Source organism: Streptomyces sp. NPDC015139, assembly GCF_043079785.1.
GTDB lineage: Bacteria > Actinomycetota > Actinomycetes > Streptomycetales > Streptomycetaceae > Streptomyces > Streptomyces albidocamelliae.
In genome coordinates this window covers 477,041-492,322 of sequence record NZ_JBIBUW010000002.1, presented here as the reverse complement: position 1 = coordinate 492,322, position 15,282 = coordinate 477,041, and the positions used below count along the sequence as shown (strand labels likewise).

Below are 15,282 nucleotides of genomic sequence, written 5' to 3'. Positions count from 1 at the left end.
GGTGGAATTCGGACGCTCGATAGACTGAGCCGACACAAACGAACCGAGCGAGGAGCGCACGTGGGCCTTGTCGTGCAGAAGTACGGAGGCTCCTCCGTAGCCGATGCCGAGGGCATCAAGCGCGTCGCCAAGCGGATCGTGGAAGCGAAGAAGAACGGCAACCAGGTTGTCGTCGTCGTTTCCGCGATGGGCGACACGACGGACGAGTTGATCGATCTCGCCGAGCAGGTTTCTCCGATGCCTGCCGGGCGCGAATTCGACATGCTGCTGACCGCCGGAGAGCGTATCTCCATGGCCCTGCTGGCCATGGCGATCAAAAACCTGGGCCACGAGGCCCAGTCCTTCACCGGCAGCCAGGCCGGCGTCATCACCGACTCGGTCCACAACAAGGCCCGGATCATCGACGTCACGCCGGGCCGGATCCGCGAGTCCCTGGACCGGGGCAACATCGCGATCGTCGCCGGGTTCCAGGGCGTCAGCCAGGACAAGAAGGACATCACCACGCTGGGGCGCGGTGGTTCCGACACCACGGCCGTGGCGCTCGCCGCCGCCCTCGACGCCGAGGTCTGCGAGATCTACACCGACGTCGACGGCGTGTTCACCGCCGACCCGCGCGTGGTGAAGAAGGCGAAGAAGATCGACTGGATCTCCTTCGAGGACATGCTGGAGCTCGCGGCCTCCGGCTCCAAGGTGCTGCTCCACCGCTGTGTGGAGTACGCCCGCCGCTACAACATCCCGATCCACGTCCGGTCCAGCTTCAGCGGACTTCAGGGCACGTGGGTCAGCAGTGAGCCGATTGGGGACCAGAAGGTGGAGCAGGCCATCATCTCCGGTGTCGCGCACGACACCTCCGAGGCCAAGATCACGGTCGTCGGCGTGCCGGACAAGCCGGGTGAGGCGGCCGCGATCTTCCGCACCATCGCCGATGCCGAGATCAACATCGACATGGTCGTGCAGAACGTGTCGGCCGCGTCCACCGGTCTGACGGACATCTCCTTCACGCTGCCCAAGACCGAGGGCCGCAAGGCCATCGACGCGCTGGAGAAGAACCGGTCCGGCATCGGCTTCGACTCGCTGCGCTACGACGACCAGATCGGCAAGATCTCGCTGGTCGGCGCCGGTATGAAGACCAACCCGGGCGTCACGGCCGCGTTCTTCGAGGCGCTCAGCGACGCCGGGGTCAACATCGAGCTGATCTCCACCTCCGAGATCCGCATCTCGGTCGTCACGCGTGCCGACGACGTGCCGGAGGCCGTGCGCGCCGTGCACAGCGCCTTCGGTCTCGACTCCGACACCGACGAGGCCGTCGTGTACGGAGGCACGGGCCGCTGATGGCGCCGACCGGGAAGCCGACGCTCGCGGTCGTGGGAGCGACCGGGGCCGTCGGCGCGGTCATGCTCCAGATCCTGTCCCAGCGGGCGGACATCTGGGGCGAGATCCGTCTGATCGCCTCCCCGCGCTCGGCCGGCCGCAAGCTGGCCGTGCGCGGCGAGGAGGTCGAGGTGGTGGCCCTCACGGAGGACGCCTTCGCCGGGGTCGACATCGCGCTGTTCGACGTCCCCGACGAGGTCGCCGCCGAGTGGGTGCCGGTCGCCGCCGCGCGCGGTGCGGTCGTGGTCGACAACTCGGCCGCGTTCCGGATGGACCCCGACGTGCCCCTGGTGGTGCCCGAGGTCAACCCGCACGCGGTGCGGACCCGCCCGCGCGGGATCGTCGCGAACCCCAACTGCACGACCCTGACGATGATCGTCGCCCTGGGCGCGCTGCACGCCGAGTTCGGGCTGCGCGAGCTGGTGGTGTCGTCGTACCAGGCGGTGAGCGGGGCCGGGCGGGCCGGCGTGGAGACGCTCAGGTCCCAGCTGTCCCTGGTGGCCGGCACCGAGCTGGGCACCAAGCCCGGGGACGTACGGCGGGCCGTCGGGGACGACACCGGGCCGTTCCCGGAGCCGGTCGTGCTGAACGTCGTCCCGTGGGCCGGGTCGCTGAGGGAGGACGGCTGGTCGTCGGAGGAGATGAAGGTGCGGGACGAGTCCCGCAAGATCCTCGGGCTGCCGAAGCTGCCGGTCGCGGTGACCTGTGTACGGGTGCCGGTGATCACCACGCACTCCCTGACCGTGCACGCCCGCTTCCAGGGCGAGGTCACCGTCGACGGCGCCCGCGAGATCATCGCCACGGCGCCCGGGGTGGTGCTGTGCGACGACCCCGCCGCCGGCGAGTTCCCCACGCCCGCCGACGTGGTGGGCACCGACCCCACCTGGGTGGGACGGGTGCGGCGGGCGCTCGACGACCCGACCGCGCTCGAACTCTTCGTGTGCGGCGACAACCTGCGCAAGGGCGCCGCCCTGAACACCGCGCAGATCGCGGAGCTGGTGGCGTCGGAGCTCTCCTGAGAACGCCGTGGTGCCCGCCGAACGCGCCCGGGGCCGTAAAGAAGTCGGCTGGGAGCGGGTCCATTTATAGGATCTCCGTAAGAGGTGTGTTGAGGAGTATGGTCCGGACCACTTGAACCGGGCCGTGCGACGACAGAGGATTTCCTCCCCGCCCCACGCAACCGCGTGCAGGGCGGGGAGCGTCTTTCCGGTCACCCTTGCGGGACCTGAGGACGGTGACGATCCAGGCGTGGGGACGCTGCGATCGGGGCGTGGGGACGCCCGTTCAACATGGACACAGCGGGAGAGCGGGACGCATGACGGCACTTGAGGCATCGCCGGTTGTCGCACATGTGACGTCCGGCACGTACAACCCTCGCGGGGGGAAACGTGTCCAACTGGCGTGGCAGAGGTACTCGAACTCCCAGCGGCCCGCGGCACGGCACTGCGGCCGCCCCGTGCGGCGCTCCGGCCCCGCACGCCCGGCGGCATGCCGGTGATCGCGCCCATGCCCGCAGCGCGGCCCGCCCGCATACCCAGTCAGCGTGACGGCGTCGAGGACTCCCCGACGACCGAGGCGGCCGAGGCCGCCGGCACGACCGTCGACCATCTCACGGAGACGTACCGGGCCCACTACCGCTCGCTGCTCGGCCTCGCCGCGCTCCTCCTCGACGACACCGCCTCCTGCGAGGACGTCGTCCAGGAGGCCTTCATCCGGGTGCACTCGGCGCGCAAGCGCGTCCGTGACCCCGAGAAGACCCTCGCCTACCTGCGGCAGACGGTCGTCAACCTCTCCCGGTCGACGCTGCGCCGCCGCATACTCGGCCTCAAGCTCCTCTCCAAGCCGATGCCCGACATGGCGAGCGCCGAGGAGGGGGCCTACGACCAGCTGGAGCGGCGGGACCTCATCAAGGCGATGAAGGGGCTCCAGCGCCGCCAGCGCGAGGTCCTCGTGCTGCGCTACTTCGCGGACATGACCGAGGCCCAGGTCGCCGAGAGCCTCGGCATCTCGCTGGGGTCGGTGAAGGCGTACGGGTCGCGGGGCATCGCCGCGCTGCGGGTGGCCATGGAGACACCGGCATGAGCGGGGGCGCCCACGGGGCGATGCCGAGGCCCATCACCCGCACGAACGTCATGAGCCCCGCGCCCGGCACGAGCCGGCGGAACAGCATGAGCACGGGCACAAGCAATCGCACGCTGGGAACGGAACTGTGAACCACGGCCCCGACGCGAAGGGCCCCGAGGGGCCCGGACCGGACCTCGACGGGCTCGACCCGGATCTCGACGGGCTCGATCGGGACGAGCTGGCCCTGCGCCGGATGCTGCACTCCGCGGTCGGTGACATCGAGCCGGGCAACGGCACCCTGGAGCATCTGCGCCGGGCGGTGCCGGCGCGGCGTGCCCGCAAGCGGCAGGCCGCCGTCGGCATGGCCGCGGCCGCCCTGTTCTTCGGCACCGCGATCCCCGCGCTCGTGCACGTCTCCCACTCCGGTGGCTCCGACCCCAACACCGCCATGGCCGGGCAGAGCTCCCAGGCCCAGGGCGGCACCGGGCAGGGCAGGACCAAGGGCGGTCACACGCCCGGGAAGCACGACGCGGGCAGCGCCACCGTCAAGCCCGAGGAGAGCGGCAAGCCCGACAAGAAGGACGACAAGGGCGGCGGTCCCGGCGGTTCCACCGGCGACGTCAACCCCTCCGCGACCCTCTCCACGGGCACCCCGCTGTGCACGCCGTCCCAACTGGGCTCCGCCACCGGGGCTGCCGACGCGCCGGACTCCGCGGGCGTCGTCTACGGCACCTTCCGGGTCACCAACGTCTCCGCCACGGCCTGCACCGTCGGCGGCGCGGGCAGCATCACCCCGTCGGCCCAGAACGCAGCGGACCCGGCCAAGATCAGCGCGGCCCGGCATGTGGCCGGGGACGCGGCGACCAGCCTGCCCGACCCCTCGCTCGAGGTCCCGGCACTGGTGCTCCAGCCGGGTTCGGCGTACGAGGAGAAGTTCGCCTTCGTGCCGTCGGAGACCTGCCCCACCACCGGCGGCGGCACCGGCGGCTCGGACAGCGGCGGCCCCTCGCCCGACCCGACGCCCACCGGCGAGACGAGCGCCTCCGGCGGCACGGACACCGGCAGCACGTCGTCCGGTACGACCACCCAGCTGTTCACCGAGGACGGCGGCACGGCCGACGGCAGCATCCTGCTCACGCACACGGCCCAGGGCGGCTCCCCCGCGGCGTCCACGGTCATCCCCAACGCGTGTGCCGGCACGGTGATCTACACGGGGGTGCTGGCAGGGGCGTAGGGCTCCGCCGGGACGGCGGTGGATCCCCGACCGCGGGCGGGCACCGCTCAGCCGCCGACGACGGCAGCCCGCTCCGGCTCCTCCGGTACCAGGCCCAGCGCGGCGTCCCGCTGGAACTCGATCTCCCGCCGCAGCAGGCGGAACCACATGAACACCACGAAGCCGGCGAAGACGAACCACTCCCCGGTGTAGCCGAGGTTCTGGAACGCCTTCAGGTCCAGCCCGGTCCCGGCGGGCGCGCTCGCGGGCACGGCCTTCATCCCCGAGTCGCCCCGCTCCAGCGTGACCCAGGCGTCGTACAGCCGGTAGGGCACCAGGTTCACCAGTGACGCGGAGCTGATCGCCGCCGTCTGCCCGGCGGGCAGCCCGCCCTCGGCGCTGACCCCGTTGTCCCCCGGGGTCTCGGAGGCCTGCAGCGACCCGGTGACCGTGACCTCGCCCGAGGGCGGGGCGGGGGCCTTCGCCGCGTCCGCCGTGCCGGGCAGCCAGCCCCGCACCACCGGCAGCGCCCTGCCCGAGTCGGTGCGCAGCAGGGTGAGGACGTAGAAGCCGCGCTTGCCGTCCAGCTCCCGCCCGGGCACGAGGAGCTGCTTGCCGTACCGGCCGCTCGCGGTGACCCGCTGCCCCGAGGTGCTCTGGTCGACGGGCAGCAGCCGCGTCAGCGGCCGTGCGGCCGTGTGCCGGCCTGCGGTGGCCTGCTCGGTCGCCGTGCGGTGGTCCTGCACCCGTCCCTCGAACCGGCTCAGCTGCCAGGACCCCATGAACACGCAGAACGGGATGGCGAGCAGCACGAAGACGTTGATGCCCCACCAGCGGGGTGTCAGCAGAAACCGGTACACGCCCTCCACGGTACGGCGCCCGCGCCGGTGCCCCGCCCGCGGGTCAGCCCTTGGTGGCCTTCAGCGAATAGATGAGCGGGACGCGCGGGTGGTCCGCCGGGAAGCGGTGGTAGCCGTCGCGGATCTCGAAGTTCCCGAAGCGCGGGAAGAGCGAGACCTCGTGCTCGTGGAGGAACTCGATGCGCAGCCCGGTCGCGGCGAGCGCGGAGACGACGTCGCCGAGGGTGTGCTGCCACTCGACGCTGCGGTTGTGGACGGTGACGGCGTCCGGGTCGGCGTAGGTGCCGGGCAGGTCGTACACCTGGGCGTCCCGGGAGAAGTAGTCGCGCACGATCCGGGTGCCGGTCGTGTCGTCCAGCATCTCGGTGACCGGGTGGAACTCGGCGAGGTAGAGGAAGCCGCCGGGTGCCACGAGCGCGGCCGCGGTCTCGGCCCAGCGCCTCAGGTCGGGCAGCCAGCACAGCGCGCCGAGCCCGGTGTAGACGATGTCGTACGACGGCTCGGGGACCGCGGCGGCGGCCTCGTACACGTCGCCGGTGACGAAGGCGGCGCGCTCCGGGCCGTGGCCGAGGCCGGCGGCGAGGGCGCGGGCCGCCTCGACGGCCGGGACGGAGAAGTCGAGGCCGACGACGCGGGCGGCGCCGCGGTGCGCCCAGGAGAGGGTGTCGGTGCCGATGTGGCACTGCAGGTGCAGGAGGGTCTTTCCGGTGACGTCCCCGACCTCGGCGGTCTCGAAGTCCCGCAGCACGTCCGGGCGGGCCCGGAAGCCGGCGAGGTCGTAGTACTTCCCGGCGACGTGGACGGGCACCCGCTCGTCCCACATGGCCCGGTTGTCCTCGCGCCAGCCCTCGGGGAGGGACGCGGAGGCGGTCTGTGCGCTCATGGTCGGAAAGTTATCCACAGGCTGCGCACACCCACCACCCAATTGTCGGCGCAACCAGGCACTATGGGCGCATGACTGGGGCCATGAGTGAGAGCAGGACGCCGGACACACCGGACATGCCGGACTGGGAGAGGCGCTTCCGCGCGCCGCGGGTCTCGCTGCCCGACTGGGCGGAGGACGCGCCCGACCGCTCCCTGTTCGTGTCGAACGCGACGGGGACGTACGAGCTGTACGCCTGGGACCGCGCCACGGGCGAGCAACGGCAGGCGACGGACCGGCCGAACGGCACGACGGACGGCGTGCTCTCCCCGGACGGCGCCTGGATCTGGTGGTTCGACGACAAGGACGGCGACGAGTTCGGTGTCTGGCGCCGCCAGCCCTTCGCCGGCGGGCCGGACGAGCCCGGCGTCCCCGGCCTCGACGCCTCCTACCCGGCCGGTCTGGCCCTGGCCCGCGACGGCCGCACGGCGGTCGTCGGCCGTTCCACGGACGAGGAGGGGACGACCGTCCACCTCGCCCGGGAGGGCGAGGACACGGTCGAGATCTACCGGCACCGGGAGTCCGCGGGCGTCGGCGACCTCTCCCACGACGGCTCCCTGATCGCCATCGAGCACACCGAGCACGGCGACGCCATGCACGCGGCGCTGCGCGTACTGCGCCCGGACGGCTCGGCGGTCGCCGAGCTCGACGACACCAAGGGCGGCACCGAGGAGCTGGGCCTTGAGGTGCTGGGCTTCGCCCCCGTCGACGGCGACACCCGGCTGCTCATCGGCCATCAGCGCCGCGGCCGCTGGGAGCCGCTGGTGTGGGACGTGGCGACGGGTCTGGAGACGGACCTCGCTCTGGACCTGCCCGGTGACGTGAGCGCCGAATGGTGTCCGGACGGCTCCGCCCTCCTCATCGCGCACAGCTTCGAGGCGCGCAGCGAGCTCTTCCGGTACGACCTCGCGGCCGGAGAGCTCACCGGTGTCCCCACCCCGCCCGGCACGGTCTCCGGTGCGACGGCCCGCCCCGACGGCAGCGTGGAGTACCTGTGGTCGTCGGCCGCCGAGCCGCCGGCGGTGCGCTCGACGACCGGCCGCGTCGTGCTGGACCCGCCCGGCATGACCTGCCCGCCGTCGGTGCCGGTGGAGGACGCGTGGGTGGAGGGTCCGGGCGGCCGTATCCACGCCCTGGTGCAGAAGCCGGCCGGTGCCACCGGCCCGCTGCCCACGGTGTTCGACCTGCACGGCGGCCCCACCTGGCACGACAGCGACTCCTTCGCCGCGGGCCCGGCCGCCTGGGTCGACCAGGGCTACGCGGTGATCCGCATCAACTACCGCGGTTCCACGGGCTACGGCCGCGCCTGGACGGACGCCCTCAAGCACCGGGTGGGCCTGATCGAGCTGGAGGACGTGGCCGCGGTGCGCGAGTGGGCGGTCTCCTCCGGACTCGCCGACCCCGAGCGCCTCGTCCTCACCGGCGCCTCCTGGGGCGGCTACCTCACCCTGCTCGGCCTCGGCACCCAGCCGGAGGCGTGGTCGGTGGGCATCGCGGTCGTTCCGGTCGCGGACTACGTCACGGCGTACCACGACGAGATGGAGTCCCTGAAGGCCATGGACCGCACCCTGCTGGGCGGCACCCCGGAGGAGGTCCCCGGGCGGTTCGCGGCCTCGTCCCCGCTGACCTACGTCGACCAGGTCAAGGCCCCGGTCTACATCTCGGCCGGGGTGAACGACCCCCGCTGCCCGATCCGCCAGATCGACAACTACGTCAAGCGCCTGGAGTCGCGCGGCGCCCCGCACGAGGTGTACCGCTACGACGCGGGGCACGGCTCGCTGGTGGTGGAGGAGCGGATCAAGCAGGTGAGACTGGAGATGGAGTACGCGGCGAGACACCTGCCGGCGTAGAGCGCTTTTCCGGCCGTCGGTCGCGGGCTGCCGGGCGGGGGCCGGTGGTCCGGGGGGTCTTCCCCCCCCCGGACGGTCACCGCAGTTCCGCCAGACCGCGGCGCGTGGCGGCGACGACCACCCGGTCGCCCTTCACCAGCACGTGATCGGGCGCCGTGTCGGTCCGGCCCGACAGGGCGAGCACCCGCCAGGACCCGGCGTGGAAGGCGTCCCGCACGGTACGCCCCTCCAGCCGTGGGTGCCCGTCCACGTCGACGGCGGCGAACAGCAGCACCCGCCGCTCGACGGGGATCGCCCCCAGCACCTGCCGCCCGAGCATCGCACCGGCGAACGCGGGCGCGGCGAGATGGGTGACGCTCCGGCTCCGGGTCAGCGCCTGCGGATAGGCGGCGCGCAGGGTCCGGTACACGGCGGTGGCGAAGTCGTCGTCGTACAGCCGCAGCACCACCCGCAGATCGGGCCGGACGGTCCGGGCGGCGAGGACGGCCTCCAGGTTGGTGGTGTCGGCGCTGGTCACCGCGAGCAGGGCGTGCGCCCGGTGGATCTTCGCGGCCTCCAGGACCCCCTCCTGGGTGACGTCCCCGAAGACCACCGGCACCCGCAGCCGGCGGGCGGTGGCGAGGCCGCGCGCGTCCGGGTCGGCCTCCACGCAGACCACGGGGACGCCGAGTTCGCGCAGCCGGGTCAGCACCCGGGTGCCGATCTTCCCCAGCCCGAGCAGCACCACGTGCCCGCCCATGCCGCGGGGAGGCCGGCGCAGCGCGGAGGCGGTGCGGAAGGTGCCCAGCGCCTCCAGGACGGCCGCCAGCAGCACCGGCAGCAGCAGCAACCCGACCAGTCCGGAGAGGAGTTGGAGGATCTGCCGGCCGAGGGACTGCCCGAGGGCCGGGTCGTCGATCGCGAACATGTCGAGCAGCGTCAGGTAGAACGCCCGCAGCGGGTGGATCCCCGTCACCAGGGAGAGGGCGACGGCGAGCGCCACCACGCACGCCACCATCCCGGCCAGTGACCAGCGCAGCCGGCGGGAGAACAACGAGGCGAGCGGGAGTACGCCGCCCGCACCGCGGCCGGGTGCGGCCGTCTCCTGTCCACCCGCGGAGGACAGTTGCTCCAGCACCACGGCGGGCCGCCCGGCGGCCCGCCGTACCTCCTCGTCGTCGGGCAGCAGCCTCGGCTCCTGTTCGCCGTTACCCCGGGGGCCGCTGCCCGCGGGGCCGTCCGCGGCCGGGTCCGTGCCGGGCGTGGAGAGCAGCGCGAGGGTGCACAGCCCGGCTTCGGCGACCGTCCCGCCGTCGGGCGGCAGCCGTTCCACGGCCCGCAGCAGCAGTCCCTCGGTCTGCACGACCTTGCTGGTGCCGACGACGGCGGTGGCGGCCAGCGCGGGCGCGGCGGTGTCGGCGTCGGACAGCACGGTCGTGGCGGCGTCCGCGCTCGCCTCCGGGTCGCCGTCGCAGGCCAACGTGGCGGCCTGGTCCAGGAGTTCCTCGATGTGCTGGCCGAGCCGCCGGTTGTACAGCCGCAGGACCAGCCGGAGCCGGGGATTGAGCCGGCGGGCGGTCAGCGCGGCCCGGATGTTGGTCTCGTCGTCGTCGTACACGAGGGCCAGGGCGGCCGCGCGTTCCACTCCGGCCTCGGCGAGCACCGCCTCGTCGGCCTCGAACGCCTCCAGGACCCGGTCGCCGTCCGGGCGCCCGCCCGAAGGGCCGCCCGCGGCCGCGGTGTTCCCGATGCCGCCGCGGCCGACGGAGCCGACCGCCGCGCTGACCATCCGGTCGAGCAGCGTCGCGGAAGCGGCCCGGCCGACGACGGGGGGTCTGACCGTCCGCTCGTTCGGTGGGACCACGAGGGTGACCCGCTCGCCGTAGACTCCGCGCAACTCGGCCGCCAGCCGGTGCGCGAGCCCGTCGTCGCCGCACACCACCATGTGCGCCGGCGGGGCCCCCGGCCCCCCTTGATACGGAACGCTCGCCACAACGGAAAAGAGTGCCCCAAGGACAAGCGTGGTTCCAGCAACGGTCTGAACGCCCGTGCCGGAGCCCGCGTACCGAGGGGGAGGGAGAGCACCAGCCGGAGGTATCCGCCCGTGGCCATCACCGAAGACGCCCCGCCCGGCGCCGACACACGGCACCCGGCGCACCCTGCCGGCGACCGGCCGGCCGAGGGGCGGCGGCTCGACTCGCCGCTGGTGCTGACCCTGACGCTGGTCCTCGCGGTGCTCGCGCAGTCCCCGATCCGCGGCTTCCTCGGCACCCCGCTGATGCAGAGCTGGATGACGGTGTTCGTGGCGGTCACCGTCCAGGCGCTGCCCTTCCTGGTCCTCGGCGTCCTGCTCTCGGCGGCGATCGCGGTGTTCGTCCCCCCGTCCTTCTTCGCGCGTGCCCTTCCGCGCCGGCCCGCCCTGGCGGTTCCGGTCGCCGGGGTCGCCGGGGCGGTGCTGCCGGGCTGCGAGTGCGCGTCGGTGCCGGTGGCGGGGGCCCTGGTGCGCCGGGGCGTGACCCCCGCCGCCGCCCTCGCCTTCCTGCTGTCGGCGCCCGCGATCAACCCGATCGTGCTGACCGCCACGGCCATCGCCTTCCCCCAGAACCCGGAGATGGTGCTCGCACGGTTCCTGGCGAGCCTGCTGGTGGCGTGCGCGATGGGCTGGCTGTGGCAGCGCCTGGGCCGCACGGACTGGCTGCGTCCCCCGGCCCACGGCGCGCACGAGGGCGCGACCAGGGGGGAGACGTTCTGGAACTCGGTCCGGCACGACATCATGCACGCCGGCGGTTTCCTGGTGCTGGGCGCGATGGCCGCCGCCACGCTGAAGGCGGTGGTCCCGGCGACCTGGCTGCGGACGGCGGCCGGCGATCCACTGGTCTCCGTGCTGGCCCTGGCCGTCCTGGCCGTACTGCTCTCCATCTGCTCGGAGGCGGACGCGTTCGTCGCCGCCTCGCTCACCCAGTTCTCCCCGACGGCCAAGCTGGTGTTCCTGGTGGTGGGCCCGATGATCGACCTGAAGCTGTTCGCGATGCAGGCCGGCACCTTCGGCCGGGGTTTCGCGCTGCGCTTCGCGCCCGCCACGTTCGCGCTGGCCGTCGTGGGCGCCGTGGTGACCGGGGTGGTGCTGCTGTGAACCGTCAGTCCCAGGCGGCCGTGCTGTTCCTGCTCGGCGCCGCACTGCTGCACGCCGGCACCACCGACCTGTACCTGCGCTACGTGAAGGCCGGCCTGCGCCCGATGCTGCTGGCCTCGGGCGCGGTCCTGATCGCGGCGGCGCTGGCGACGGCCCTGTACGAGCGCCGACGCGGCAGGCCTGCCGGTGCGCGGTCGTCCGCCGCGCACGCCCACCCCGAACCGCGTGTCTCCTGGCTGCTGCTGCTGCCCCTGCTCGCGCTGATCCTGGTCGCCCCGCCGGCCCTCGGCTCCTACAGCGCCCTGCGCTCCGGGACGGCGCTGCAGAAGCCGTACGCCTACGGCCGGCTGCCCGCCGCCGACCCGGCCCCGCTGTCCGTGGTCGACTACGCCTCCCGGGCGGCCTACGACCACGGCCGTTCCCTGCACGGCCGTCCGGTCCGGGTCACCGGCTTCCTCGCCCTGGACCGCTCGGGCGCGCCCTATCTGGTCCGCATGGCCCTCAACTGCTGTGCGGCGGACGCCCAGCCGGTGAAGATCGCCCTGACCGGCGCCCTGCCACCGGTGCTCCGCCCGGACGCCTGGCTGGAGGTCACGGGCACCTACACCCCCCGGCTGGCCCGGGACCCCGTCAACAACGGTCCCGTCCCGTATCTGAAGGTCACGTCGGCGAAGCCGGTCCCGGTGCCGCCCGACCCGTACGACGAGACCTGGAACAACTGAGCCCGCGGCTAGCGCTCGGCTGCCGCGCTCTCGAAGTCGAAGCGTTCGAGGTCGCGCAGCCAGGCCCGGGCGTTGCCGTCGGACGGGGCCCGCCAGTCGCCGCGCGGCGAGAGGGAACCGCCCGCCGAGACCTTCGGCCCGTTCGGCATGGCCGAGCGCTTGAACTGGGCGAACGCGAAGAAGCGGCGGCAGAAGACCTCCAGCCAGTGCCGGATGTCCGCCAGGTCGTACGCGACGCGCTTGGCCTCGGGGAAGCCGGGCGGCCAGGCGCCGCTCGCCGGGTCGTGCCAGGCGTGCCAGGCCAGGAAGGCGATCTTCGAGGGCCGGAAGCCGTAGCGGAGCACCTGGAAGAGGGTGAAGTCGTGCAGCGCGTAGGGGCCGATCTTCGACTCGGTGGACTGCATCTCCTCGCCGGGCACCAGCTCGGGGCTGATCTCCGTGTCCAGGATCGCGGCGAGGACCGCGCCGGTCTCCTCGTCGAACTGGCCGCTGCTGATGACCCAGCGGATCAGGTGCTGGATGAGCGTCTTCGGCACACCGGAGTTGACGTTGTAGTGACTCATCTGGTCGCCGACGCCGTACGTCGACCAGCCGAGCGCCAGCTCCGACAGGTCGCCGGTGCCGAGCACGATGCCGCCGCGCTGGTTGGCCAGCCGGAACAGATAGTCGGTGCGCAGGCCGGCCTGCACGTTCTCGAACGTGACGTCGTACACCGGCTCGCCGGAGGCGAACGGGTGGCCCATCTCCTCCAGCATCAGCCGTGCGGTCGGCGTGATGTCCAGTTCGGCCGCGGTGACACCGAGCGCCCGCATCAGCCGGTGCGCGTTGTCCTTGGTGTGGTCGCTGGTGGCGAAGCCGGGCAGGGTGAAGGCGAGGATGTCGCTGCGGGGGCGGCCCGCGCGGTCCATCGCCCGGGCGGCGACGATCAGCGCGTGCGTGGAGTCGAGGCCGCCGGACACCCCGATGACCACCTTCGGGCCGCCGATCGCGGCCAGCCGTTGCTGGAGTCCGGCGACCTGGATGTTGTACGCCTCGTAGCAGTCGAGGGCGAGCCGGTCGGGGTCGGCGGGCACGAACGGGAACCGCTCGACGCGGCGGCGCAGGCCCAGATCGGTGGTGGGCGGGGCGAGTTCGAACGACACCCGGCGGAAGTCCCCGGTCCGCGCGCCGTGGGTACGGCGGTTGTCGTCGAAGGTGCCCATCCGCATCCGCTCCTGCCGCAGCAGGTCGAGGTCCACGTCGGCCACCGCGTACTGGTCGCCGACCGCGAAGCGGTCCGACTCGGCCAGCAGCATCCCGTTCTCGTAGATCAGGGTCTGCCCGTCCCACGACAGGTCGGTGGTCGACTCGCCCAGTCCGGCCGCCGCGTACACGTACGCGGCCAGGCAGCGCGAGGACGCCGAACGGCACAGCAGCTTGCGGTCCTCGGCCCGGCCGACGGTGATCGGGCTGCCGGAGAGGTTGGCGAGGACGGTCGCCCCCGCCAGGGCGGCCTCGGCGCTCGGCGGCACCGGGACCCACATGTCCTCGCAGACCTCGGCGTGCAGCACCAGACCGGGGACGTCCGCGGCCTCGAAGAGCAGGTCCACGCCGAACGGGACAGTCTCGCCGGCGATCCGGATCGTCCCGCCGCGCTCGTCGTCGCCCCCGGCGATCTGCCGACGCTCGTAGAACTCGCGGTAGTTGGGCGGGTAGGACTTCGGTACGACGCCGAGGACCCGGCCGCGGTGCACGACGAGCGCGCAGTTGTAGATCCGGTTGCGGTGGCGCAGCGGGGCGCCGACGACCAGGACCGGCAGCAGCTCCGCCGACCCCTCGACCACGGCTTTGACCGCCTGCTCGACCTCGTCCAGCAGCGCGTCCTGGAGCAGCAGGTCCTCGATGGAGTAGCCGCACAGGCCGAGCTCGGGGAAGACGGCGATCGCGACGCCGTCCCGCGCGCACTCGCGCGCCTGGCGCAGGACCGCCTCGGCGTTGGCGTGCGGGTCGGCGATGACGGTGTGGCCCGTGCACGCGGCGACGCGCGCGAAGCCGTGCTGATAGATCGACCAGAAGTTCAACGGGACTTCGCTCATGACTCCACCATGACTCAGCGATTCCACCAACCGCGCAGGCGAATCGAATCACCTACAGGTGAAAGCCTAGATCCCTAGACTGGGTACGGTTATCGCAGGATTCTGCCGAATGGGGTGCGATGGATCACATCGACCGCGCTCTGCTGGCCCGCCTCCAGCAGGACGCCACCCAGTCCTACGCGGCCCTGGGACAGGCCGTCGGCCTCTCCGCCGGCGCCGCCCACGAGCGGGTGCGCAAACTGCGGGAACGCGGAGCGATCCGGCGTACGGCGGCCGAGGTGGACCCGGCGGCGGTCGGGGCCGGGGTCCTGGCCTACGTCACGGTCGACTCGACGGCCTGGCTGGGCGACTGCGGTGAGAGCTTCGCCGCGCTCCCCGAGATCCTGGAGGCGCACGTCGTCGCGGGCAGCGCGGCCGTGCTGCTCAAGGTGCGGGCGGCGAGCACCGGCCACCTCCAGGACGTCCTGCGCCGCGTCTACGCCATCGACGGCGTCGGCGCGACCCGGGCGACCGTGGTCCTGGACACCTTCTTCGAACGCCCGGTGTCCCCGACGGCCACACCACCGGCGTAGTGCGGGTACTCGGGTCGAGCTGAGTACGCGCACTCTGCCCGCCGACCGCTTCCGCCGGGAGCCTGGTGCCATGACCCAAGGACTCCGCAAGCCCCTGTTCCCCCTGCTGTCGTTCCTCGTGCCGGCCGTCGCCGCGGTCGCGATGTGGGCGGCCTGGCTGGGCTGGGACCAGCACCGCGATGTACGGCCCGACGGCACGGAGAGCGGTCCGTACGCGGCGTGGCAGGTGATCGGGCTGCTGCTGACCCTGCTGCCGGCGGTGTACTGGGCGGCTTCCCGGCACGGCGCCGCAGGCGCCGTGCTCGGCACCACGGCCGGACTGACCGGCGCCGCGTACTACGACTGGTCGGACGACTCCAGCGGCCTCTACGTGATCGGCGTGGGACTGGTGATGCTGGGCAGCCTGGCCGCGACCGCGGTCGTCTGCGCCCTGGTCGGGGCCGCCGGGCGCGGTAGGGGCAGGAGGCAGTGAGAGCACCGGCGGGACGGGCGCGCGAAGGAGCGTGCCGCCGCCGGGCGAC

Annotated in this window: 13 protein-coding genes; 9 read left to right on the top strand and 4 right to left on the bottom strand. The window is 72.9% G+C overall.

Annotated elements, in window-relative coordinates:
- Positions 1-60 precede the first annotated feature (60 nt).
- The 4 genes from ACF08B_RS06780 to ACF08B_RS06765 all read left to right on the top strand — a co-directional run bounded on the left by ACF08B_RS06780 (position 61) and on the right by ACF08B_RS06765 (position 4,669).
- Complete coding sequence (locus tag ACF08B_RS06780; RefSeq protein WP_073887725.1) at positions 61-1,332, top strand: aspartate kinase; 1,272 nt, start codon at positions 61-63, stop codon at positions 1,330-1,332.
- Positions 1,332-2,390 (top strand): aspartate-semialdehyde dehydrogenase, encoded by a 1,059-nt coding sequence (locus ACF08B_RS06775; RefSeq protein WP_392316398.1) that lies wholly within the window; start codon positions 1,332-1,334, stop codon positions 2,388-2,390. Before ACF08B_RS06780 ends, ACF08B_RS06775 begins: the two co-directional genes overlap by 1 nt.
- A gap of 382 nt (positions 2,391-2,772) precedes the next feature.
- Entirely contained in the window at positions 2,773-3,453 is a 681-nt protein-coding gene (locus ACF08B_RS06770) for a SigE family RNA polymerase sigma factor (protein ID WP_392316397.1), read from the top strand.
- Between the two features lie 127 nt (positions 3,454-3,580).
- Positions 3,581-4,669, top strand: coding sequence for a hypothetical protein (locus tag ACF08B_RS06765; protein ID WP_392316396.1), 1,089 nt, complete (start codon positions 3,581-3,583; stop codon positions 4,667-4,669).
- A 47-nt stretch (positions 4,670-4,716) separates the two neighbouring features.
- On the opposite strand, the gene ACF08B_RS06760 is transcribed toward ACF08B_RS06765, so the two are convergent.
- Together ACF08B_RS06760 and ACF08B_RS06755 are read right to left on the bottom strand one after the other, a co-directional pair.
- Positions 4,717-5,508, bottom strand: coding sequence for an SURF1 family protein (locus tag ACF08B_RS06760; RefSeq protein WP_392316395.1), 792 nt, complete (start codon positions 5,506-5,508; stop codon positions 4,717-4,719).
- Between the two features lie 43 nt (positions 5,509-5,551).
- Positions 5,552-6,391, bottom strand: coding sequence for a class I SAM-dependent methyltransferase (locus tag ACF08B_RS06755; protein WP_392316394.1), 840 nt, complete (start codon positions 6,389-6,391; stop codon positions 5,552-5,554).
- An 83-nt stretch (positions 6,392-6,474) separates the two neighbouring features.
- Between ACF08B_RS06755 and ACF08B_RS06750 the strand changes: the two genes are divergently transcribed.
- Complete coding sequence (locus ACF08B_RS06750) at positions 6,475-8,280, top strand: S9 family peptidase (protein WP_392316393.1); 1,806 nt, start codon at positions 6,475-6,477, stop codon at positions 8,278-8,280.
- 76 nt (positions 8,281-8,356) lie between these two features.
- Here ACF08B_RS06750 and ACF08B_RS06745 read toward each other — a convergent pair whose 3' ends face one another.
- Positions 8,357-10,204, bottom strand: a complete 1,848-nt coding sequence (locus ACF08B_RS06745) for an NAD-binding protein (protein WP_392316692.1) — start codon at positions 10,202-10,204, stop codon at positions 8,357-8,359.
- A 159-nt stretch (positions 10,205-10,363) separates the two neighbouring features.
- On the opposite strand from ACF08B_RS06745, the gene ACF08B_RS06740 reads away from it, so the two are divergent.
- Positions 10,364-11,392, top strand: a complete 1,029-nt coding sequence (locus ACF08B_RS06740; protein WP_392316392.1) for a permease — start codon at positions 10,364-10,366, stop codon at positions 11,390-11,392.
- The gene (locus ACF08B_RS06735) at positions 11,389-12,114 is read left to right on the top strand and encodes a TIGR03943 family putative permease subunit (RefSeq protein WP_392316391.1); all 726 of its coding nucleotides are present in this window, start codon (positions 11,389-11,391) and stop codon (positions 12,112-12,114) included. Before ACF08B_RS06740 ends, ACF08B_RS06735 begins: the two co-directional genes overlap by 4 nt.
- 8 nt (positions 12,115-12,122) lie before the next feature.
- On the opposite strand, the gene ACF08B_RS06730 is transcribed toward ACF08B_RS06735, so the two are convergent.
- On the bottom strand, positions 12,123-14,189 hold the full coding sequence (locus tag ACF08B_RS06730; protein WP_392316390.1) for an NAD(+) synthase: 2,067 nt from the start codon (positions 14,187-14,189) through the stop codon (positions 12,123-12,125).
- 119 nt (positions 14,190-14,308) lie between these two features.
- Here ACF08B_RS06730 and ACF08B_RS06725 point away from each other — a divergent pair, with 119 nt between their 5' ends.
- Entirely contained in the window at positions 14,309-14,761 is a 453-nt protein-coding gene (locus ACF08B_RS06725) for an Lrp/AsnC family transcriptional regulator (protein ID WP_392316389.1), read from the top strand.
- Positions 14,762-14,831: 70 nt separating this feature from the next.
- Positions 14,832-15,233, top strand: coding sequence for a hypothetical protein (locus tag ACF08B_RS06720; protein ID WP_392316388.1), 402 nt, complete (start codon positions 14,832-14,834; stop codon positions 15,231-15,233).
- The last annotated feature ends 49 nt before the right edge of the window (positions 15,234-15,282 follow it).

What these genes read in the sequence shown, in the direction of transcription:
- ACF08B_RS06775 (WP_392316398.1), top strand. Translation starts at nt 1,332, where the DNA reads ATGGCGCCGACCGGGAAGCCGACGCTCGCGGTCGTGGGAGCGACCGGG.
- ACF08B_RS06745 (WP_392316692.1), bottom strand. Translation starts at nt 10,204, where the DNA reads ATGGTGGTGTGCGGCGACGACGGGCTCGCGCACCGGCTGGCGGCCGAG.
- ACF08B_RS06750 (WP_392316393.1), top strand. Translation starts at nt 6,475, where the DNA reads ATGAGTGAGAGCAGGACGCCGGACACACCGGACATGCCGGACTGGGAG.
- ACF08B_RS06755 (WP_392316394.1), bottom strand. Translation starts at nt 6,391, where the DNA reads ATGAGCGCACAGACCGCCTCCGCGTCCCTCCCCGAGGGCTGGCGCGAG.
- ACF08B_RS06725 (WP_392316389.1), top strand. Translation starts at nt 14,309, where the DNA reads ATGGATCACATCGACCGCGCTCTGCTGGCCCGCCTCCAGCAGGACGCC.
- ACF08B_RS06730 (WP_392316390.1), bottom strand. Translation starts at nt 14,189, where the DNA reads ATGAGCGAAGTCCCGTTGAACTTCTGGTCGATCTATCAGCACGGCTTC.
- ACF08B_RS06720 (WP_392316388.1), top strand. Translation starts at nt 14,832, where the DNA reads ATGACCCAAGGACTCCGCAAGCCCCTGTTCCCCCTGCTGTCGTTCCTC.